Raw genomic sequence first — 21,575 nt, 5'->3', positions numbered from 1 at the left:
CCTCGCCCCTTTCGACCACCACCCCTCGTGGAGGCGCTGCGCGCCATGAGTAATCTTCCGGAAACCCGGACCTCCCGGGTCAGCGTCCGGCTCATCGCGATCCAGATCCTGGTCTTCTCCCTGCTGCTCACTCTCGGCGGCCGGCTCTGGTATCTGCAGATCCGCAACGGCCAGGAGTACGCCACCGAGGCGAGAAACAACCACGTCCAGCAGGTCATCGAGCCCGCCACCCGCGGCTCCATCCTCGATGCGCGCGGGGTGCCGCTGGCCGACAACCAGACCCGTCTGGTGGTCTCCGCGAGCCGTACCGAGCTGCTGAAGATGAAGGACGACGGCAAGGCCGTGCTCGGCCGGCTCGCCAAGGTGCTCGGCATGTCCGAGAAGGAGATCCGCAACAAGGTCCGGCTGTGCGACGCCAAGACCCCGCAGCCCTGCTGGAACGGCTCGCCCTACCAGCCGATCCCGATCACCGACGAGGCCACCACCCAGCAGGCCCTCCAGATCCGCGAACGCTCCGAGGCCTTCCCCGGCATCAGCGCCGAGCCCACCGCCGTCCGCCGCTACGCCGCTCCCGGTGACGCCAACACCGCCCAGGTGCTCGGCTACCTCTCGCCGGTCACCGACGAGGAGATCAACAAGGCCAAGGACACCGACTCGCCGTTCCTGCGCTCCGACCAGATCGGCCGGTCCGGTCTGGAGCGTACGTACGACCGCTATCTGCGCGGCAAGGCCGCCGTCACCCGCTATGAGGTGGACAACCTCGGCCGGGTCATCGGCCAGGCCAACAGCGAGAAGGGCCAGGGCGGTGCGAGCGTCGTCACCAGCATCGACGCGCGGGTGCAGGCCATAGCGGAGAAGCAGCTCGACCAGGCCATGAAGGACGCCCGGAAGGTGCACGACAGGAACACGGGCACCAACTACAAGGCCGACTCGGGCGCCGTGGTCGTCATGGAAGCCAAGACCGGCCGGGTGGTGGCGATGGCCTCCAACCCCAGCTACGACCCCAACGCCTGGGTCGGCGGGATCTCCGGCAAGGACTACGCCCACCTCACCGGCAAGGACTCCAACTACCCGCTGCTGAACCGCGCCATCCAGGGACAGGCCGCCCCCGGCTCGATCTTCAAGGTCATCTCGACCACGGCCGCGATCAACGCGGGCTACGACTTCAACGGCCACTACCCCTGCACCAGCTCGTACAGCATCGGCGGCCAGACCTTCAAGAACTTCGAGGGCGAAGGCCACGGCGACATCAGCCTGGGCCGGGCGCTGGAGGTCTCCTGCGACACCGTCTTCTACCGGCTCTCGCACGAGGAGTGGAAGAAGGACGGCGGGGACAAGCCCAAGAAGGACCCCAACGACTGGTTCTACAGGACCGCCCACCAGTTCGGTCTCGGCAAGGAGACCGGCATCGACCTCCCCAACGAGGTCACCGGCCGGGTCCCCGACCGCAAGTGGAAGAACTCCTTCTGGAAGGCCAACAAGTCCGGCTGGTGCAAGCAGGCCAAGGCCTGGCCCAAGAAGAAGGACTTCGCCACCAAGCTCGCCCGTGAGGGCTGCCTCGAAGGCATGAAGCTGCACGCCTACGACTCCATCAACTACGCCATCGGGCAGGGCGACACCCTCGTCACACCCATCCAGATGGCGACCATCTACGGCGCGATCGCCAACGGCGGCACGCTCTACAACCCGACCGTCGGCAAGGCCATCGTCAGCCCCGACGGCAAGAAGGTGCGGCCGGTCAGGCCCACGTCGCACGGCAGGCTGCCCGACAGCCCCAAGACGCTCCGGCAGATGGACTCCGCGCTGGCCGGTGTGGCCACCCGCGGTACCGCCGCATGGCGCTTCCAGGGCTGGCCGCAGGACAAGATTCCGATGCACGCCAAGACGGGTACGGCGGAGGTCTACGGCAAGCAGACCACCTCGTGGTTCGCGACGTACACCAAGGACTACACGATCGTCATGACGATCTCCCAGGGTGGTACCGGATCCGGCGCCTCCGGCCCGGCCGTACGCAACATCTACAACGCCCTGTACGGGGTCGACGAGAAGGGCGGGATCGACCCGAAGGCCGCCCTGCTGCCGAAGCCCCAGAGCTCGCTCCCCAAGATCGAGGGTGACGGGACGATCCAGGCCCAGCCCATCAAGCCGTACGTGCCGCCGTCGCCGTCGCCGTCCGCATCGGAGAGCCCACAGTGACGACCAGCCACACCTCCCGGGCGTTCTCGATCCGGCGCTACACCCCAGAGCTCGGCACCTGGGGCAAGCTGACGGCACGTGATTCGGTGCTGCGCAAGCTGGACTGGATACTGCTGCTGTCCTGCCTGGTGCTGTCGCTGATGGGCTCGGTGCTGGTCTTCTCCGCCACCCGCAACCGCACCGAGCTCAACCACGGCGACGAGTACTACTACTTCCTGCACCATCTGCTCAATCTCGGCATCGGCCTAGCGCTGGCCGCCGGCACGATCTGGCTCGGGCACCGCACGCTGCGCGGTGCGGTCCCGATCCTCTACGCGCTGTCGGTCGTGCTGGCGCTGCTGGTGCTGACGCCGCTGGGCGCCACCATCAACGGCTCGCGGTCCTGGCTGGCGATCCCCGGCGGTTTCTCGCTCCAGCCCGCCGAGTTCGCGAAGATCACCATCACGCTCGGCATGGCGATGATGCTGGCGTCCCGGGTCGACGCGGGCGACCGCCCGCACCCCGGCCACCGCACCGTCGTCCAGGCTCTCGCCCTGGCCGCCGTCCCGGTCGCCGTGATCATGCTGATGCCCGACCTCGGCTCGGTCATGGTGCTCGGCGCCGTCATCCTCGGCGTCCTGCTCTCCTCCGGTGCCTCCAACCGCTGGATCCTCGGTCTGGGCGGCACCGGCGTCGTCGGCTGTGTGGCCGTCTGGCAGCTCGGCATGCTCGACGCCTACCAGATCGCCCGGTTCGCCGCGTTCGCCAACCCGAGCCTCGACCCGGCCGGTGTCGGCTACAACACCAACCAGGCCCGGATCGCGATCGGCGGCGGCGGGCTGACCGGTTCCGGTCTCTTCCACGGCAGCCAGACCACCGGCCAGTTCGTCCCCGAACAGCAGACGGACTTCATCTTCACCGTTGCCGGTGAGGAGCTCGGCTTCCTGGGCGCGGGCCTGATCATCGTCCTGCTCGGTGTCGTCCTGTGGCGGGCCTGCCGGATCGCCCGTGAGTCCACCGAGCTCTACGGCACGGTCGTCGCCGCCGGCATCATCGCGTGGTTCGCCTTCCAAGCCTTCGAGAACATCGGTATGACCCTCGGCATCATGCCCGTCACCGGCCTTCCCCTGCCGTTCGTCTCCTACGGCGGCACGTCGATGTTCGCGGTCTGGATCGCGATCGGGCTGCTCCAGTCGATCCGCGTACAGCGCCCGCTGTCGGCCTCGCGCTGACGCCGCGTCACGGGGCGAGGCGCAGCTCGAACCAGAGCGAGGCGGACCGGGGCAGGCCCTCGAACGGCGTCGTGCCCCAGTCGTCGGCGAGGCTTCCGGTCAGCAGCATCCCGTAGTCGGCGGCCTGCTCACCGGCCGTCGGCGCCGGCCGCGGAATCCGGGCCGGCGCCTCGTCGTGCACGCTGATCCGCAGCCCGTGCCCGGCGGTCAGCATCCGCAGCAGGATGTCCGCTGACCGCGGCGTACGCAGATGGGAGCGGGTCACTGCCTCCGAGGTGAGCAGCACCGCGGTGTCGGTGAGCGGGGCGAGGCCCGTGCGGCGCAGGACGGCACGGACGAAATCGCGGGCGGCCTTCGGGGTGGTGGGGGTGCTCGGTGCGGTCAGGACATAGGGGCGGGCGCCTGCCGAGAGGCGGAGGGGTGCCCGGGTGGCGGGTGCGGTTGGGGGGTGCACGGGTGTCTCCCTCCCCGAAGGGGGTCGAGTGAGCGCCGATCGCACTCTACGTGTCCATCTCGTCACACACCGTAAGTCACGCCGTGGGGCGCGTGCCACCCTCTGCTCCGGATCCCGCCATGCAGCAGCTCCCGTGGGCGGGCGGGTGGTCTGGGCCGGGATGGGTGGCTAGCCTCGATGCATGGCGGACACCGTGCGAGAAATCGAACGCAAGTACGACATCGACGACGATGCGCAGCTGCCCGATCTGGCCGGTATCGACCGGGTCGCCACCGTGGAGGAAGCCGGCGTCGAAGCCCTTGACGCCCTCTACTACGACACCGCCGGCCATCGCCTCGCCGCCGAGGGCATCACGCTGCGGCGCCGCACCGGCGGCAAGGACGCGGGCTGGCATCTGAAGCTGCCGGTCGCGCCGGGGGTGCGGGACGAGGTGCGGGCGCCGTTGTCCGATGCGCCGCCTCCGGAACTGACCGCGCTCGTCCGCTCGCGGGTGCTGGACCGGGATCCGGCCCCCGTGGTACGGCTGCGGACGACGCGCACGGTCCGGGTCCTGAAGGACGCCGCAGGGGTGCCGCTCGCCGAGGTGGCGGTGGACGAGGTGAGGGCGCAGCGGGCGGGCGAGTCCGCGAGGAAGACGGAGGTGCCGGCGGGGCCCGTCGAGGCCCGCTGGCACGAGATCGAGGTGGAGCTGACCGGGGACGGTGACACCGCGCTGCTGGACGAGGTCGGCAGGGCGCTGGTCGCGGCGGGCGCGCGCCCCGCCTCGGCGCCGTCGAAGCTGGCGCGGGCGCTGGCCGAGACGGGGCAGGCGCGCGAGCGGCCCGCGGCGGGTGGCGCCGGGCCGGGCAAGCGCCGCGCCGAAGGTGCCGGAAAGCGCGGGGCGAAGGGTAAAGGCGCCGGGAAGAAGAACGGGAAGAAGAAGGGGTGCACGGCCGGGGACGTGGTGCTCCGCTATGTCCGTGAGCAGGTTCGGGTGATCATCGAGCTGGATCCGGCGGTACGGCGGGACCTGCCCGACTCGGTGCACCGGATGCGGGTCGCCACCCGCCGGCTGCGCAGCGCCTTCCGCTCGTACACCAAGGTGCTCGACCGCGCTGCCACCCACCCCATCGGCCTCGAACTCAAGTGGCTGGCCGCGGAGTTGGGGGTGGACCGGGACCGCGAGGTGCTGACCGCGCGGCTGCGGAAGGCGCTGGACGACGTGCCCCGGACGCTCCGGCTGGGGCCGGTGGACGCCCGGCTGCGCATCTGGTCCGAGCGGCGCCGGGCCGGCTCGCGGAAGGCGGTGCTCGCCGTACTGGACGGGCCTCGCTATCTGTCGCTGCTGAAGACCCTGCACGTCCTCCTGGAGGAGCCGCCGCTGCGCCCGGCAGCCGGCCGGCCGGCGCACCGGGTGGTGTCCAAGGCCGTGCTGAAGGACTACCGGCGGCTGGCCCGTCGTGTGGAGGCCGCGCTGGCCGCACCGGCCGGTCGGGAGCGGGACGAGGCGCTGCACGGCGCCCGCAAGGCCGCCAAGCGGACGCGGTACGCGGCGGAGGCCTCCCGTCCGGCGCTCGGCCGGCCGGCGAAGAAGTTCGCCAAGCGGATCAAGCGGGTGCAGCAGCTGCTGGGCGACCACCAGGACAGCGTGGTGGCGCGCGACGCACTGCGCGAACTGGCGACCCAGGCGCACCACGCCGGTGAGGGGGGCTTCACCTTCGGCCTGCTGTACGGGCGCGAGGAGGCCCTGGCGGCGGACCGGGAACGGGAGCTGCCGGGCCGTTGGGCGAAGGCCTCGCGGCGCAAGCACCGGGCCGCTTTCCGGCGGTGACCTTACCCACGACGTCCGTTCGGCCGGTGCGCGGCAGCGCCGTCGGCCCGGAGGTGATCCCCGCGCGGCGAGCGCGGTGCGCCGGCCCGGTGTTCCCGCCGCTGCGGGGGTGTCTGATCGCTGTGCGAGGGGGTGGTCCCCCGAGCGGTTACGCTTGAGAGTCGCCCCCTGCCAGCTCACAAAGGTTCGAGATGTCTGCCGAGTCGGTCTTCCCGCAGCTCGAGGCCCTGCTCCCGCATGTGCAGAAGCCCATTCAGTACGTCGGCGGTGAGCTGAACTCCACCGTCAAGGACTGGGATTCCTGTGACGTGCGGTGGTCGCTCATGTACCCGGACGCCTACGAGGTCGGTCTGCCCAACCAGGGCGTCATGATCCTCTACGAGGTCCTCAACGAGCGCGAGGGCGTGCTGGCCGAGCGCACGTACAGCGTGTGGCCGGACCTCGAAGCGCTGATGCGTGAGCACCACGTCCCGCAGTTCACGGTCGACGCGCACCGCCCCGTCGGCGCCTTCGACGTCCTCGGTGTCTCCTTCTCGACCGAGCTGGGGTACACCAACCTCCTCACCGCCCTGGACCTCGCCGGTATCCCGATGGAGTCCAAGGACCGTACGGAGGACCACCCGATCGTCCTCGCCGGCGGCCACGCGGCCTTCAACCCCGAGCCGATCGCGGACTTCCTGGACTGCGCGGTCGTGGGCGACGGTGAGCAGGCGGTGCTGGAGATCACCGAGATCATCCGCGCCTGGAAGGCCGAGGACCGGCCCGGCGGGCGCGATGAGCTGCTGTTCCGCCTGGCGAAGACCGGCAGCGTCTACGTCCCCAAGTTCTACGACGTCGAGTACCTGGCCGACGGGCGGATCTCCCGCGTCGTGCCGAACCGCTCCGGCGTCCCGTGGCGGGTCTCCAAGCACACCGTCATGGACCTCGACGAGTGGCCCTACCCCAAGCAGCCGCTCGTCCCCCTGGCCGAGACCGTCCATGAGCGGATGTCGGTCGAGATCTTCCGTGGCTGCACCCGCGGCTGCCGTTTCTGCCAGGCCGGCATGATCACGCGCCCCGTACGGGAGCGAAGCATCACCGGCATCGGCGACATGGTGGACAAGGGGCTGAAGGCCACGGGATTCGAGGAGGTCGGCCTGTTGTCGCTGTCCTCCGCGGACCACACCGAGATCGGTGACCTCGCGAAGGGCCTCGCCGACCGGTACGAGGAAGACAAGATCGGTCTGTCGCTGCCGTCGACCCGTGTCGACGCCTTCAACGTCGATCTCGCCAACGAGCTGACGCGCAACGGCCGTCGCTCCGGTCTGACCTTCGCGCCCGAGGGCGGCTCGGAGCGGATGCGCAAGGTCATCAACAAGATGGTCTCCGAAGAGGACCTGATCAGGACCGTCTCCACGGCCTACGGCAACGGCTGGCGGCAGGTGAAGCTCTACTTCATGTGCGGTCTGCCGACCGAGACCGACGAGGACGTGCTCCAGATCGGCGACATGGCGGTCAAGGTCATCGCCGAGGGCCGCAAGGTCTCCGGGCAGAACGACATCCGCTGCACGGTCTCCATCGGCGGCTTCGTCCCCAAGCCGCACACCCCCTTCCAGTGGGCGCCGCAGCTGTCGGCGGAGGAGACGGACGCCCGTCTCGAAAAGCTCCGGGACAAGATCCGCGGTGACAAGAAGTACGGCCGCTCGATCGGCTTCCGCTACCACGACGGCAAGCCCGGCATCGTCGAGGGCCTGCTCTCGCGCGGCGACCGCCGCATCGGCTCGGTCATCCGCGCGGTCTACGAGGGCGGCGGCCGCTTCGACGGCTGGCGCGAGCACTTCTCCTACGACCGCTGGATGAAGGCCGCCGAGGAGACGCTGCCCGCCTTCGGCGTGGACGTCGCCTGGTACACCACCCGTGAGCGGGAGTACGAAGAGGTCCTGCCCTGGGACCACCTGGACTCCGGTCTCGACAAGGACTGGCTCTGGGAGGACTGGCAGGACTCGCTCGACGAGACCGAGGTCGAGGACTGCCGCTGGACCCCGTGCTTCGACTGCGGCGTCTGCCCGCAGATGGACACCGAGATCCAGATCGGCCCGACCGGCAAGAAGCTGCTCCCACTGACCGTCAAGTAGCGCTTGCACCACGCCTCTTCGGCCCGGCCCCGCATCCTGCGGGGCCGGGCCGCGGCGCGCTCCGGCACAATGAGGCGATGGCACCGCAGCTCATCGCCCCCACCGTCGCCGTCCATGCCTCGTTCCTCGCCGCGATGGACGAATTCCGTGCCGACGGTGCGGAGTCCGCCCCGCACTCCACCCTGGCCCACGAGCTGACGACGTGGCACAGCCGCTGGCCGACCGCCGAAGGCTTCGCCGAGTACGTCGAACTGGTCGGCGGCGTCATGAGCAACACACGTGTCGACGGTGTGGTCCCCATGACCACCCGCTGGTGGGTGGACGGCGACACCTACCTGGGGCGGTGCACCTTCCGCCACCACCTCACCCCCTCCCTCCTCAACTGGGGCGGCCATCTCGGCTACGGCGTACGCCCCGGCGCCCGCCGCCGGGGCCACGCCACCGCGATACTGCGCGCCGCCCTGCCGATCGCCCATCACGAGCTGGGCATCGACCCGGTGTTGGTGACCTGCGACGACACCAACACCGGCTCGCGTAAGGTCATCGAGGCCTGCGGCGGGATCTTCGAGGACCAGCGGGAGGAGAAGCTGCGTTACTGGATCCCCGCGGCAACCGCCGCCGGACAGCAGCCGCACCGGCCCGTCTGAGGCGCCGGGGGACGGGCATTGCCAGGACAAGCAGGACAGCAGTACAGGGGGACGGGCGAATGGAGCCCAACGACAGGGAACGGCAGGTGCCCGCCCGTTACGAGCCGGGCGAGGGCTGTGTGACGACCGTGGTCCGGCTGCCGGTGCGGATCGTGGTGCTGGTGCTCGTGGTGCCGGTGCGCCTGGTGTGGGATGCACTGGCCGTCGCCGGCCGGGCCGTGAACCGGAGCGTGCTGCGCCCCTTCGGCCGCGGTCTCGCCTGGCTGGGGCACACCCTCGTGGTCGTCCCCGTGGCGTGGGCCTGGCGGACCCTCGTGGTCGTCCCCGTGGCGTGGGCCTGGCGGACCCTTGTCGTGATCCCTTTGAACTGGATCTGGCGGATGCTGGTCGTCGCCCCGTTGGTGTGGCTGTGGCGCTCCGTCCTCGCGCCGGCCGGCCGGGGGACCGGCAGGGCGGTGGCGTGGCTGGCCCGGTATCTGATCGTGGTCCCGGCGCGGTGGCTGTACACCTACGTGATGACTCCGGTGGGGCACGGCATCACCTGGGTGCTGTGCGCGCTGGGCGTGGCCCTGGCCTGGCTCGGCCGCGCGTTGTTCGTGTGGCCGTGGGTGACCCTGTGGCGGTATGTGCTGGCACCCGTCGGCCTGGGGATCGGCGCGGCGGTGGCGTGGCTGGTCCGGTATCTGATCGTGGTCCCCGCCCAGTGGCTGTACGCGTACGTCCTGATGCCGGCCGGGCACGGCATCGCCTGGCTGGTCCGCGGCATCGCCGCCGTACTCGCCACGCTCGTGCGGTGGCTCGTGGTCGTGCCGGTGGTCAGCCTGTGGCGGTATGTGCTGGCGCCGGCCGGGCGGCTGCTGGCCGTCGTGGTGACGGTGGTCGTCCGCGAGGCCGGGGCGGCGTTCGGGTTCTGCTGGCGGGCCGCCGGTATCGTCTCCCGGGCCCTCGGCCGGTTCCTCGGCACGCTGCTGTGGTGGGTCTTCGTCGAACCGCTGCGGTGGGTCTACCGCAGCGTGCTCACCCCGCTCGGGCACGTCCTCCGCGACGGCCTCTGGCGGCCCGTCCGGCAGGCGCTGCGCACCGCCCGCGAAACCGTACGGCAGACCCGCAGGGAGATCCGGCGGGCGCTGTTCGGGGCCCCCGCGGAGCCGCCGCGGACCGCGGCTGCCGCGCCCCGCCGGGAACCGGGAGCTCCCGGGGCACGTACTCTAGGTAGCAGTACGACCGCACTCACGAAGGACTGAACGACACTGGGCAAGCGACAGCCCGAAGGCCCGCCGCCCGCACCGGCGGTGCAGCGCATCCGACTGCGCTACACCAAGCGCGGCCGCCTCCGGTTCACCAGCCACCGCGACTTCCAGCGCGCTTTCGAGCGGGCGCTGCGCCGCGCCGAGGTCCCCATGGCCTATTCCGCGGGCTTCACCCCGCACCCCAAGGTGTCGTACGCCAACGCTGCCCCGACCGGTACGGGCAGCGAGGCCGAGTATCTGGAGATCCAGCTCGCCGAGCGCCGCGACCCGGACACCCTCCGCGCCCTCCTCGACGAGTCGCTGCCGGACGGTCTCGATGTGACCGACGCCGTCGAGGCCCACACGAGTGGTCTGGCCGACCGGCTCCAGGCCTCGGTGTGGGAGATCCGGCTCGACGGGGTCGAGGCACAGGCCGCCGAGCGCGCCGTCGCGGCGTTCCTCGCCGCGGAAGAGGTGCAGGTCGAGCGGCGTACGAAAAACGGCATCCGGACCTTTGACGCGCGGGCCGCAGTGGCGCGTCTGGAGGCCGCAGGTCGCGACACCGATAGGCCCGACGGCAATGCCTGTGCGATACTGCGGCTGGTTGTTCGGCATCTGACACCTGCCGTTCGACCCGACGACGTCCTGTCCGGCCTCCGAGCTACGGCCGACCTGGCGCCGCCGGTCCCCGCAGCGGTGACCAGGCTGGCGCAGGGGCTGCTCGATGAGGAGACCGGCGCGGTGACTGACCCGCTAGCGCCCGACCGCGACGCTGCCACGGCCGCCCCATCCACGGCCGCCGGGCTGAGTGCCGCGAAGGCGACGAGTGGGGCCTCCCCGGCAGCCGGGGAAGGTACTGCGTAGGACTGCCGTCGTCGCGTCGCCGATCAGCCAGGGAGCCACCCCGGTCCGGCAGACGCACTGACCAGGAGACTTTCGCCGGTCCCTGCCCTACGGGGACCGGTGAGCGAGACGACAGCTCCCGTGCGGCGCCCACGCCCCGGACAGCGGGACCGCGCTCATCACGCGGACCGCGGCCGGAATCAGGCGCGGCGCCCGGGAGCGTGACGGGAGAACCGCCCGCATGCTCGAGCCCATTGAGCCCACCCGCTCCACGCCGTCCGAGGACCGTGGTGCCGACGACAATCACTCACCCAGCGACACGCTGCCGCCGCGCCGCAGGCGCCGTGCGGCATCCCGGCCGGCCGGCCCGCCGTCGGCCGGTGGCGCGGCCGAAGCAGTGGTGAGCACCGAGACCGCCGCCGCGTCCGTGGCCGATCCGGCCCTCGCCGAGGAGACCACCGCCTCCGCGGTCACCACCGGGGACGAGGCCAAGCCGGCCCGTACCCGCCGCCGTGCGACGCGCAAGGTCACCGCCCCGTCCGGAGCCCCGCAGCCGGCCGCCGACGAGCAGCCCGAGGCAGCCGCCGAACCGGCCGTCGCCGAGACGTCCGCTGCCGCCGAGGCGCCCGCCGAGGCGCCGCAGGCCGAGGACGCCGCGCCGCGCCGCGGCCGCCGCCGGGCGACCCGCAAGGTGTCCGCCCCCGCCGGCCCCCCGCAGGCCGAGGCCGGCCAGGAGCCTGCCGCCGCCGAGGCGCCCGCGCCCGCGGCCCAGCCCGTCGAGGCCGCCGCGGAGGTTGCCCCCGCCGCCGAGGAGACCGAGGACGCCGCTCCGCGCCGTTCCCGCCGCCGTGCCACCCGTAAGGCCACCGCTCCGGCCGGCGCCCCCCAGGGGAGCGACGCCGACGAGGCCGCCGCGACGGACGAGAGCGCCGCACCGGCCGTCCCCGCCGCCGAGGAGGAGGCGCCGGCCCCCGCCGAGGACGCCAAGCCGGCCCGCACGCGCCGCCGTGCCACCCGTAAGGTCACCGCCCCCTCGGGTGCGCCGCAGGCCGCCGAGGAAGCCGAGGAGACCGGGGCAGCGGACGCCGAGGAGGCGCCGGCCGACGAGGCCGCAGAGCCCGTAGAGACCGCCGAGGCCCCCCGCCGTCGGGCGCGCCGCCGTGGCGAGCGGGCCGCGGAGCCGGCCGCCGAGGCGCCCCGTGCCGAGGAGGAGCCCGCGAAGGAGGCGCCGCAGCGCGGCCGTCGCCGCGCGCAGCGGCCGCCGACCGCCGTCTTCCAGGCGCCGGTCTTCACCGAGCCGATGTTCCAGACGCCGGAGACCGCGGCCGCCGCCGCTGCCGCGGCCCGCCAGGAGGAGACCCCGGCCGAGCCGGCCGTGGAGGAGCAGCCCGCCGCCGGTGCGCGCCGCCGTCGCCGTCGTGGCGCCCCGGCCGAGCCCGAGCAGGTCACCGCCGCCCCGGCCGAGGAGCCGGCGGCCGAAGAAGCCGAGGCAGCAGCCGAGCCGGAGACCGAGCCGGAGACCGAGCCGGCCGAGGGCGGTCACGGCGAGGACGAGTCCGGCGACCGCCCCTCGCGCCGCCGCCGCCGTGGTGGCCGTCGCCGCCGCCGCGGGGAGTCCGCCGAGGAGCAGCCCGCCGAGGGCCGTACGGACGACGAGCGCGAGAGCGCTCAGGCGGAGTCCGAGGAGAGCGACGAGCAGGCCGACGAGCAGCCGGAGACGCAGGAGGAAGCCGACGAGCAGTCGGGCGGCGGCTCCAGCAGCAGCCGCCGTCGTCGCCGCCGCCGCCGTCGCACGGGTGACACCGGCGAGGACGGGACCGGCGGCACCGACGACCCGGAGCGCACGGTCGTCAAGGTCCGCGAGCCCCGTAAGAAGGACGAGAGCACCAGCGCCGACGAGGTGCAGTCGATCAAGGGGTCGACGCGCCTGGAGGCCAAGAAGCAGCGCCGCCGTGAGGGCCGCGAGCAGGGCCGCCGCCGGGTGCCGATCATCACCGAGGCGGAGTTCCTCGCCCGCCGCGAGGCCGTCGAGCGCGTGATGGTCGTCCGCCAGAGCGGCGAGCGCACCCAGATCGGCGTCCTTGAGGACAACGTGCTCGTGGAGCACTTCGTCAACAAGGAGCAGGCGACCTCGTACGTCGGCAATGTCTACCTCGGCAAGGTGCAGAACGTCCTGCCGTCGATGGAGGCCGCCTTCGTCGACATCGGCAAGGGCCGCAACGCCGTGCTGTACGCCGGTGAGGTCAACTTCGAGGCGCTCGGCATGTCCAACGGGCCGCGCCGCATCGAGACCGCGCTGAAGTCCGGCCAGTCCGTGCTGGTGCAGGTCACCAAGGATCCGATCGGCCACAAGGGCGCCCGGCTCACCAGCCAGGTCTCGCTCCCCGGCCGCTACCTGGTCTACGTGCCCGAGGGCTCGATGACCGGTATCAGCCGCAAGCTGCCCGACACCGAGCGGGCGCGGCTGAAGCAGATCCTCAAGAAGATCGTCCCCGAGGACGCGGGCGTCATCGTCCGCACCGCCGCGGAGGGCGCGAGCGAGGACGAGCTGGCGCGCGACGTCCAGCGGCTCCAGGCGCAGTGGGAAGAGATCCAGAAGAAGGCCAAGAGCGGCGGCAGTTCCAACGCGCCGAGCCTGCTCTACGGCGAGCCGGACATGACCGTCCGGGTCGTCCGCGACATCTTCAACGAGGACTTCTCCAAGGTCATCGTCAGCGGTGACGAGGCGTGGGAGACCATCCACGGCTATGTCGCGCACGTCGCCCCGGACCTCACCGACCGGCTCCAGAAGTGGACTTCGGACGTCGACGTCTTCGCGACGTACCGCATCGACGAGCAGCTGATGAAGGCGCTGGACCGCAAGGTCTGGCTGCCCAGCGGTGGTTCGCTGGTGATCGACAAGACCGAAGCGATGATCGTGATCGACGTCAACACCGGGAAGTTCACCGGTCAGGGCGGCAATCTCGAGGAGACGGTCACCAGGAACAACCTGGAGGCGGCCGAGGAGATCGTGCGCCAGCTGCGGCTGCGCGACCTCGGCGGCATCGTCGTCATCGACTTCATCGACATGGTGCTGGAGTCCAACCGGGATCTGGTGCTGCGGCGGATGCTGGAGTGCCTGGGCCGGGACCGGACCAAGCACCAGGTCGCCGAGGTCACCTCGCTCGGCCTGGTCCAGATGACCCGTAAGCGGGTCGGCCAGGGCCTGCTGGAGTCCTTCTCCGAGTCCTGTGTGCACTGCAACGGCCGTGGCGTCCTCGTCCACATGGACCAGCCGACGACGGCCGGCGGCGGTGGCAAGCGCAAGAAGAAGGGCAAGGGCGCCCAGGCCGAGCCGCATGTCCACGAGGCCGAGGCGGCCGAGCCGACCCCGGACGGCGGCGCGCCGGAGCTGGAGCCCGCCCCCGTGACGGAGGCCGAGCTCCAGCCCGCGGTGGACGGCACCGACGAATGGTTCAGCAGCCCTGCCGAGGCCGAGGCGGCCGCCGGGCGCGGCCGTGGCCGTCGCCGGGCGAGCCGGAAGGCGTCCGCCCCGGCGGGCGCCCCCAAGGTCTCGGAGGAAGCCGCCGAGATCGTCGTCCCGGCCGAGTCGGCGCCGGCAGCGGAGCCGGAGACGGTCCCGGAGCCGGTCGCCGAGGCGCCCGTCGCGGAGCACGCACCGGCCCGTCCGCGCCGCCGCGCGACCCGTAAGGCGACCGCTCCGGCGGGCGCCCCCAAGGTCGCCGAGGAGGCCGCCGAGATCGTCGTCCCGGCCGAGGCGCCGGCGGCGGAGCCGGTCACCGAGCCCGTGCCGGCCGAGGTCACGGAGCCCGTCGAGGGCGCCGGGGCGGAGGCGGAGCCCGCGGCCAAGAAGACTGCGAAGAAGGCGACGGCGAAGAAGGCCGCCACCAAGAAGACCGCGGCGAAGAAGACCACGGCCAAGAAGGCGGCGGCGAAGAAGACCACCACCGCCACCACCACCAAGAAGGCCGCGGCGAAGAAGACCACCGCGAAGAAGGCGGCTCCGAAGAAGACGACGAAGGCGGCGGCCAAGAAGACCGCTGCCGCCGAGCAGCCCTCGGTGGCGTCGGTGTCCTCTTCCACGGAGGACTGAGCAGCAGGCCGTGCCCCGGGCCGTCAGCGGTCCGGGGCCGGTTTGACCCCCTGGTCAAGGCCCCGTAACCTTGACCGTCGGTGTCTGTGACACCAAACCCCTGAGCAAACACCTCTCGGTCCGCCGAGGGAGGCCGCTCGTCCATTCGGATTTCACGGGCCCCATCCCGAGCCCGTGTGAGCGGCTGGCATCAGAGGATCCGTTCCTAGCGAAAGAGAGTTCCGCGTGTACGCGATCGTGCGCACCGGCGGACGCCAGCAGAAGGTTGCTGTTGGCGACGTCATCGAGGTAGACCGCATTTCCACCAGCAAGGTCGGCGACACCGTCGAGCTCTCCACGCTGCTGGTGGTCGACGGTGACGCAGTCACCAGCGACCCGTGGGTCCTGGCCGGCGTGAAGGTCCAGGGCGAGGTCGTGGACCACCACAAGGGCGACAAGATCCGGATCCAGAAGTACAAGAACAAGACCGGTTACAAGAAGCGGATCGGCCACCGCCAGCTCCACACGGCGCTGAAGATCACCGGCATCGACGCTCCGGCGAAGTAAGGGACTGAGGAGACATGGCACATAAGAAGGGCGCATCGTCCACTCGGAACGGTCGCGATTCCAATGCTCAGCGGCTCGGCGTGAAGCGCTTCGGCGGTCAGGCCGTCCTCGCCGGTGAGATCCTGGTCCGCCAGCGTGGCACCCACTTCCACCCGGGCACGGGCGTCGGCCGCGGCGGCGACGACACCCTGTTCGCCCTTGCTGCCGGTGCGGTGCAGTTCGGCACCCACCGTGGCCGCAAGGTCGTGAACATCGTTCCGGTCGCCGAGTAATTTCGGCCCGGCCGAGCGATAGCTCAGCATCAGCATCACTCAGGGGCGGACCGCCTTTTCCCGCGACAGCGGGAAGGCCGGTCCGCCCTTGCGTGTTAGTACAGAGAACATTCGCGCAGTACAGCGACATACCCGTAGTTATCTGGAGGCACCCCCACCATGACCACCTTCGTGGACCGCGTCGAGCTGCACGTCGCCGCGGGTAACGGAGGCCACGGCGTGGCCTCCGTGATGCGGGAGAAGTTCAAGCCGCTGGGCGGCCCGGACGGCGGCAACGGCGGCCGCGGCGGCGATGTGATCCTGGTCGTCGACCAGGACGTCACCACCCTTCTCGAATACCACCACCACCCGCACCGCAAGGCCACCAACGGCCAGCCGGGCGCGGGCGACAACCGCTCCGGCAAGAACGGCCAGGACCTGGTCCTGCCGGTCCCGGACGGCACCGTCATCCTGGACCGCGAGGGCAATGTGCTCGCCGACCTCGTCGGCCAGGGCACCACCTTCGTCGCCGGCCAGGGCGGCCGCGGCGGCCTCGGCAACGCCGCGCTGGCCTCCGCCCGCCGCAAGGCCCCCGGTTTCGCGCTGCTCGGTGAGCCCGGCGAGGCCCGCGACATCGTGCTGGAGCTCAAGACCGTCGCGGACGTCGCGCTGGTCGGCTACCCGAGCGCGGGCAAGTCCTCGCTGATCTCGGTGCTCTCCGCCGCCAAGCCCAAGATCGCCGACTACCCCTTCACCACCCTGGTGCCCAACCTCGGTGTGGTGACGGCCGGTTCGACCGTCTACACGATCGCGGACGTCCCCGGTCTGATCCCCGGCGCGAGCCAGGGCAAGGGCCTGGGCCTGGAGTTCCTGCGGCATGTCGAGCGCTGCGAGGTGCTCGTCCACGTCCTGGACACCGCGACCCTGGAGGCCGACCGTGACCCGGTCTCCGACCTCGACATGATCGAGGAGGAGCTCAAGCAGTACGGCGGCCTGGAGAACCGGCCCCGGATGGTCGTCCTCAACAAGATCGACGTCCCGGACGGCAAGGACCTCGCCGACATCATCCGCCCCGACCTGGAAGAGCGTGGCTACCACGTCTACGAGGTCTCCGCGGTCGCCCATATGGGCCTGAAGGAGCTGTCCTTCGCGCTCGCCGACGTCGTCTCCAAGGCCCGCGCGGCAAGGCCCGTACAGGAATCCACCCGTATCGTCATCCGGCCCCAGGCCGTGGACGACGCCGGCTTCACGGTCACGGAGGAGGGCGAGAACTTCTACCGCGTGCGCGGCGAGAAGCCCGAGCGCTGGGTCCGGCAGACCGACTTCAACAACGACGAGGCCGTCGGCTACCTCGCCGACCGCCTCAACCGCCTCGGTGTCGAGGACGCGCTGCGCAAGGCGGGCGCGCACGCGGGCGACGGCATCGCCATCGGCCCCGAGGACAACGCCGTCGTCTTCGACTGGGAGCCGATGATGGCGGCCGGCGCGGAGATGCTGGGCCGGCGTGGCGAGGACCACCGCCTGGAGGCGCCCCGTCCGGCTGCGCAGCGCCGCAAGGACCGGGACGTGGCGCGGGACGAGGCCGACCAGGAGTACGAGGGCTTCAAGCCCTTCTGACGGTCCGCCCGGCGGCCCGCAGCACCGAAGAACGGGGAAGGCCCCCGGGAGTTCTCCTCCCGGGGGCCTTCCCTGTTCTTCTGCACCGAGGCCGTGAGCGGCCCGCTGCGGCCTAGACGGCGGCCGTGGTGTCCGAGGCGCCGCTGGCCTCGTGCTCGGCCGTCTCGGAGGCGTCCATGTCCTCCTGCGAGCGCTGGCCGGGGATACCGGACAGCCGGTTCTCCATCCGGATGCGCCGCTCGTCGGCCTTCGCGCACAGATCCAGCGCGGCCTGGTTGAAGCGGACCGACGACGGCGGGTCCGACGGGCCCAGCAGGTGCTCCTTGAGCTCGGCCCGCTCCGCGGCCAGGGTGTCCTGCTCCGGGTCGCGGACCGCGTCGAGGAGACCGGCCACACCGTCCGCCTCGGGCGTGAGGATCGTCGCCGCCCGCACGGTCGGGAAGTTCGCCCGGAAGTCGTCCTCGCTCATCCCCGAGGTGTTGGCGACCGCGTACGGCTTCTCGCTGCTCAGGTAGTCGGAGACGACGCTGGAGACATCGCTGATCAGCACGTCGGCCTGGTTGAAGCAGCTGAAGATGCCGGGGCGGGCGGTGGTGATGATGCGGTGCTCCCACCGGGGGAAGGACTTCCAGTACGCCTCCTCCCAGGCGGTGACGGCCGCGGCGACGGCGGCGGCGCGGCCCTCCTCCGGGGTGCCCTGGATCCGCATCCGCTCCAGCTCGTCCGCGCTCTTGCGGAACGCGGACGTGGTGAGCGCATTGAGCGCCTCGGTACGGCGGGCCAGCTCGGCGGCGGCCTCCGGGCCGGGCCGCTCCCCGCTGCGCCGGGCGTTCGCCTCCGTGATCATCGCCTGGATGCGGGTGTTGGCGGCGCCCGCGCGCGGGTCCACGGAACCGGTCATCGGGTGCGGCTTGTACAGCAGTTGCACGTTCTCGTCGGCGAGCAGCTCGCGGACGATGTTCTCGCCCGCCAGGATCACCGAGGTGTTTCCCGGGTTGCCGTCCCAGCCTTCCCAGGTCGGGGCGTACAGCACGGTCGTCATCCGGTCGGCCGGGGCGCCCGCGTAGGGCTCGATCGGGGCCAGCTGGGGGCGGCCGACCTCGATGACGTCCTTGTCCTCGACGCCGATGTCGGCGAGCTGGTAGCGGTCACGGGCCGCCGGACCCGCCACCCATACCTCGTCGTACGCCTTCGCGTACGGGTTGCAGGAGGACAGCTTGTCGCTCTCGCCGTGGTTGGTGAAGGCGTGCTTGATGGACGGGATGCGCAGGATCTGCGAGGTCTTGCCGGAGTTCGCCGGGTGCAGCAGCACCTTGAGCGTGGAGTGCTCCAGCCGCATCAGGTTGGCGACCTTGGGGATGCAGACGATCGGCACGTCCGTGGCCTCGATCTTCTGCACCATGAAGCGCTCGCGGAGCACGATGATCGGGTTGCCGTCGAGGGACGCCAGCGTGCTCAGCCACATGTTGGCCTGGTAGGCGGAGGAGGAACCGCCGGAGAAGTACATGCCGACCGTCGGCTGGTACTCGGCCAGCCAGTCGTCCAGCCAGGCGAGGGCCTGCTTCTCACTGGCCACCCGCTTCTTGGGCAGCAGCCAGGTGCCCAGGTAGAGGGTGCCGCCGGCGGACAGGGCCAGGGAGACGGCCAGGCCGATGCCGCCCCAGTACGCGTCGGTGGTGATCGAGGTGAGCATCATGCCGACCGTGGTGGGCACGGAGAAGCGCAGCAGCCGCCGGCCCGTCTGGCGGGAGAGGATGCGCGGCGGGGCGTCGCACAGCCGCAGCGCGCTCGCATCGATGTTGCGGGTCACGAACGGCATGCTGCGGGTCCTGCGGACCAGCACCGCGACCGCCTGGCACACGAAGTGGGTGCCGTAGAAGAGGAGCAGCGTGATGGTGAGCGGCGCCTGCTCCTCGAGCGGGTTGATGCCGTCGATGTGCAGCAGGCCGACCAGTATCAGCATGTCGCGCAGCAACTGGCGCACCGTGACATCGAACCGGATCCGGCCGAGCACGGCGAGCAGGCCGGGCTGCTTGTGCTGGAGGACCAGGTCGAGACCCAGGTTGACCACGGATGCGGCGATGAACAGCGGGATGACGGGCAGCAGCGCACCGACCAACTGGGCGGTGAACGCGACCATCATCGCGAAGAGTGCCGCGAGCTGGACGGCTCGGCGGGGGGCGATTCCGGCGGAAGGCACGGGGGAGGGCTCCTGGCAGCACGAATGGTCAGGGGGAGGCCGAGGGGGGCGGCCGGGTCCCGCGCTGCGACGCCGCCGGAGCGGCGAAACGGGACCGATGGACACCCGACCGTATGACCTTGTTGGCCTTGGTGACAATCTGCTGTGGCTCTCATCACCGCGAAAGCGGACCAATCGAACGCAACCTCTTGGCCTCGGCTTCCGTCTTAAGGAAAACCGCGTGGCCATGAAAAATCCCGGAAGTAGGGCCCGGGAATTGCGGCCCCTATTCTGCGCTCTCTTGTCCGCGCCGGGTCCGGCCGGTCCCCCCGAAGGGCGTCCGCCAGGCGATATCACGAAGCGCCGGCAGGCCGCCCTGCCGTAGATTGCGCCCGTAGGGCCGTGGTGCGGGTCGGGCAGGGATCCCCCGTACGGCGGTGGGATCGGCGAGCACAGGGGTATGCAGGTGGCAGGCGCAAGGCAGGACGTGAAGGACGCTCGCCGGATCGTGGTGAAGGTCGGCTCGTCCTCGCTGACCACGGCCGCCGGGGGGCTGGACGCGGACCGTGTGGACGCGCTGGTGGATGTGCTGGCCAAGCACCAGGACAAGGAGATCGTGCTGGTCTCCTCCGGAGCCATCGCGGCCGGTCTGGCGCCCCTGGGGCTTCCCAAGCGGCCCCGCGACCTGGCCCGGCAGCAGGCCGCCGCCAGCGTCGGCCAGGGCCTGCTGGTCGCCCGCTACACCGCCTCCTTCGCCCGCTACGGCCGCCGCGTCGGCCAGGTCCTGCTGACCTCCGACGACACCAGCCGCCGGGCCCACTACCGCAACGCCTACCGGACCCTCGACCAGCTGCTGGCCATGGGCGCCGTACCGATCGTCAACGAGAACGACACCGTCGCGACCGACGAGATCCGCTTTGGCGACAACGACCGGCTGGCGGCCCTGGTCGCCCATCTCGTCCGCGCCGACCTGCTGATCCTGCTCTCCGACGTGGACGGCCTCTACGACGGCGATCCGGCTACCCCCGGCACCTCCCGGATAGCCGAGGTGCGCGGGCCCGAGGACCTGGCGGGCGTCTCCATCGGGAGCGCGGGCAAGGCAGGCGTCGGCACCGGCGGCATGGTCACCAAGGTCGAGGCGGCCCGGATCGCGGCCGCGGCCGGCATCCCGGTCGTCCTGACCTCCGCCGTGCACGCCGCGGACGCGCTCGCCGGCAGCTCGACCGGCACCCACTTCCTGCGCACCGGCCGCCGCTCCGCCGACCGGCTGCTGTGGCTCGCGCACGCCTCCACACCGCGCGGCGCGCTCGTACTGGACGACGGCGCCGTGCAGGCCGTCGTCGAACGGCGTTCCTCCCTCCTGCCGGCCGGCATCGCCTCCGTGGACGGCGAGTTCTCCGCCGGTGACCCGGTCGAGCTGCGGGACGGCGACGGCCACGCGGTCGCCCGTGGGCTCGTCAATTTCGATGCCCGGGAAATCCCCCGATTGATGGGCCGTTCGACCCGCGATCTCGCCCGCGAGCTGGGCCCCGCCTACGAGCGGGAGGTCGTGCACCGCGACGATCTGGTGCTGCTGCACCACTGAGCACGCCCCCTGGGCCGGCAGTCGTCACGCTCCGTGCACACTTTCCCCCGCATGGTGCGGAGACCAGCCTTTCCGTACAGACCTTGGGGAAAACGCCCCACGACGGGCCGCGGACTGGTCAACTTTGTTGCGGAGACGCCGTAGGGGAGCGGCGCCCGCAGCGCATAAGCGCACCCGCCGACGTACGACGGCTCCGCACCCCCGAGGGCGGAGCGATTCGCATCACAGGAGGCCGCCGGTGAGACGAGGGCGCCCAGGGGCCCTGCCCCGAGGGGCGGCGGAACGCACGCTGACCAGCGTCGGGACCGCCGAGGACACCGGCCGGCCGGACGAGCAGGATGCGGAGGGGGACAGGGCGGCGCGGCCCGGACCGGAGGGCGGGCGCCGGGAGGCATCCCGGCTGTGGCACATCACCCTCAGTGTCTCCGGCGCCGAGGCCCCGTTGAAGGAGGTCCGGCGGGCACTGGAACAGCTCGCCCACGACCACCCCTTCCTGCTGACCAGCCGCTACGCCAACGACCACGCCGAGATCCGCTACTGGGAGGAGGCGCGGGACCTGCACGACGCCGCGGCGGTCGCGCTGCGGCTGTGGGGCGAGCACCGCTCGACGGCCAAGCTGCCACCGTGGGAGATCGTCGGCCTGGAAGTCATCGACCGCGAGACCTACCACCAGCGCATCGCGGAGGGGTACGGCCCGCCCCCGGCCTCACCGGTCGGCGTCCATCCCTTCTGACCAGCGGTCGTCCGCGTCCCGCGCTGTGAGATGCGGCGTGGCCGCGGCCTGCCGCCCCGCTAGGCTG

At 71.5% G+C, this 21,575-nt stretch carries 15 protein-coding genes; 13 read left to right on the top strand and 2 right to left on the bottom strand.

Annotated elements, in window-relative coordinates; all coding sequences use genetic code 11:
• The first annotated feature begins 45 nt into the window (after nt 1–45).
• Nucleotides 46–2,196, top strand: a complete 2,151-nt coding sequence (mrdA, locus tag K7C20_RS12645; RefSeq protein WP_053208777.1) for a penicillin-binding protein 2 — start codon at nt 46–48, stop codon at nt 2,194–2,196.
• Nucleotides 2,193–3,407 (top strand): rod shape-determining protein RodA, encoded by a 1,215-nt coding sequence (gene rodA / locus K7C20_RS12640; protein WP_030082070.1) that lies wholly within the window; start codon nt 2,193–2,195, stop codon nt 3,405–3,407. Before mrdA ends, rodA begins: the two co-directional genes overlap by 4 nt.
• A gap of 7 nt (nt 3,408–3,414) precedes the next feature.
• Here rodA and K7C20_RS12635 read toward each other — a convergent pair whose 3' ends face one another.
• A complete protein-coding gene (locus tag K7C20_RS12635; protein ID WP_053208776.1) occupies nt 3,415–3,861 on the bottom strand; it encodes an ATP-binding protein in 447 nt (148 codons plus the stop codon).
• A gap of 181 nt (nt 3,862–4,042) precedes the next feature.
• On the opposite strand from K7C20_RS12635, the gene K7C20_RS12630 reads away from it, so the two are divergent.
• From K7C20_RS12630 to obgE, 9 genes are all read left to right on the top strand, one after another.
• Nucleotides 4,043–5,671 (top strand): CYTH and CHAD domain-containing protein, encoded by a 1,629-nt coding sequence (locus K7C20_RS12630; protein WP_053208775.1) that lies wholly within the window; start codon nt 4,043–4,045, stop codon nt 5,669–5,671.
• A gap of 191 nt (nt 5,672–5,862) precedes the next feature.
• A complete protein-coding gene (locus tag K7C20_RS12625; protein ID WP_053208774.1) occupies nt 5,863–7,785 on the top strand; it encodes a TIGR03960 family B12-binding radical SAM protein in 1,923 nt (640 codons plus the stop codon).
• 77 nt (nt 7,786–7,862) lie between these two features.
• Nucleotides 7,863–8,432 (top strand): GNAT family N-acetyltransferase, encoded by a 570-nt coding sequence (locus tag K7C20_RS12620; RefSeq protein WP_030082055.1) that lies wholly within the window; start codon nt 7,863–7,865, stop codon nt 8,430–8,432.
• Nucleotides 8,433–8,491: 59 nt separating this feature from the next.
• Nucleotides 8,492–9,676, top strand: coding sequence for a hypothetical protein (locus K7C20_RS12615; protein WP_053208773.1), 1,185 nt, complete (start codon nt 8,492–8,494; stop codon nt 9,674–9,676).
• Between the two features lie 48 nt (nt 9,677–9,724).
• Nucleotides 9,725–10,525, top strand: a complete 801-nt coding sequence (locus tag K7C20_RS12610) for a TIGR03936 family radical SAM-associated protein (protein ID WP_030082051.1) — start codon at nt 9,725–9,727, stop codon at nt 10,523–10,525.
• 220 nt (nt 10,526–10,745) lie between these two features.
• Nucleotides 10,746–14,597, top strand: a complete 3,852-nt coding sequence (locus K7C20_RS12605; RefSeq protein ID WP_053208772.1) for an Rne/Rng family ribonuclease — start codon at nt 10,746–10,748, stop codon at nt 14,595–14,597.
• 225 nt (nt 14,598–14,822) lie between these two features.
• The gene (rplU, locus tag K7C20_RS12600) at nt 14,823–15,143 is read left to right on the top strand and encodes a 50S ribosomal protein L21 (RefSeq protein WP_030082047.1); all 321 of its coding nucleotides are present in this window, start codon (nt 14,823–14,825) and stop codon (nt 15,141–15,143) included.
• Between the two features lie 14 nt (nt 15,144–15,157).
• Nucleotides 15,158–15,415, top strand: coding sequence for a 50S ribosomal protein L27 (gene rpmA, locus K7C20_RS12595; RefSeq protein ID WP_018088248.1), 258 nt, complete (start codon nt 15,158–15,160; stop codon nt 15,413–15,415).
• A 159-nt stretch (nt 15,416–15,574) separates the two neighbouring features.
• Complete coding sequence (gene obgE, locus K7C20_RS12590; RefSeq protein WP_053208771.1) at nt 15,575–17,011, top strand: GTPase ObgE; 1,437 nt, start codon at nt 15,575–15,577, stop codon at nt 17,009–17,011.
• A gap of 112 nt (nt 17,012–17,123) precedes the next feature.
• Here obgE and K7C20_RS12585 read toward each other — a convergent pair whose 3' ends face one another.
• Nucleotides 17,124–19,211: a membrane protein gene (locus K7C20_RS12585; RefSeq protein ID WP_030082040.1), complete on the bottom strand. Its 2,088-nt coding sequence runs from the start codon at nt 19,209–19,211 to the stop codon at nt 17,124–17,126.
• Between the two features lie 466 nt (nt 19,212–19,677).
• Here K7C20_RS12585 and proB point away from each other — a divergent pair, with 466 nt between their 5' ends.
• Nucleotides 19,678–20,775, top strand: coding sequence for a glutamate 5-kinase (proB, locus tag K7C20_RS12580; protein WP_053208770.1), 1,098 nt, complete (start codon nt 19,678–19,680; stop codon nt 20,773–20,775).
• Nucleotides 20,776–21,013: 238 nt separating this feature from the next.
• Nucleotides 21,014–21,508, top strand: a complete 495-nt coding sequence (locus tag K7C20_RS12575; protein WP_030082033.1) for a hypothetical protein — start codon at nt 21,014–21,016, stop codon at nt 21,506–21,508.
• Nucleotides 21,509–21,575: the final 67 nt, after the last annotated feature.

The sequence above is a fragment of the Streptomyces decoyicus genome, assembly GCF_019880305.1.
Taxonomy (GTDB): Bacteria; Actinomycetota; Actinomycetes; order Streptomycetales; family Streptomycetaceae; genus Streptomyces; species Streptomyces decoyicus.
The sequence above is the reverse complement of the archived record's forward strand: the minus strand, read 5'-3'. Positions and strand labels throughout refer to the sequence as shown.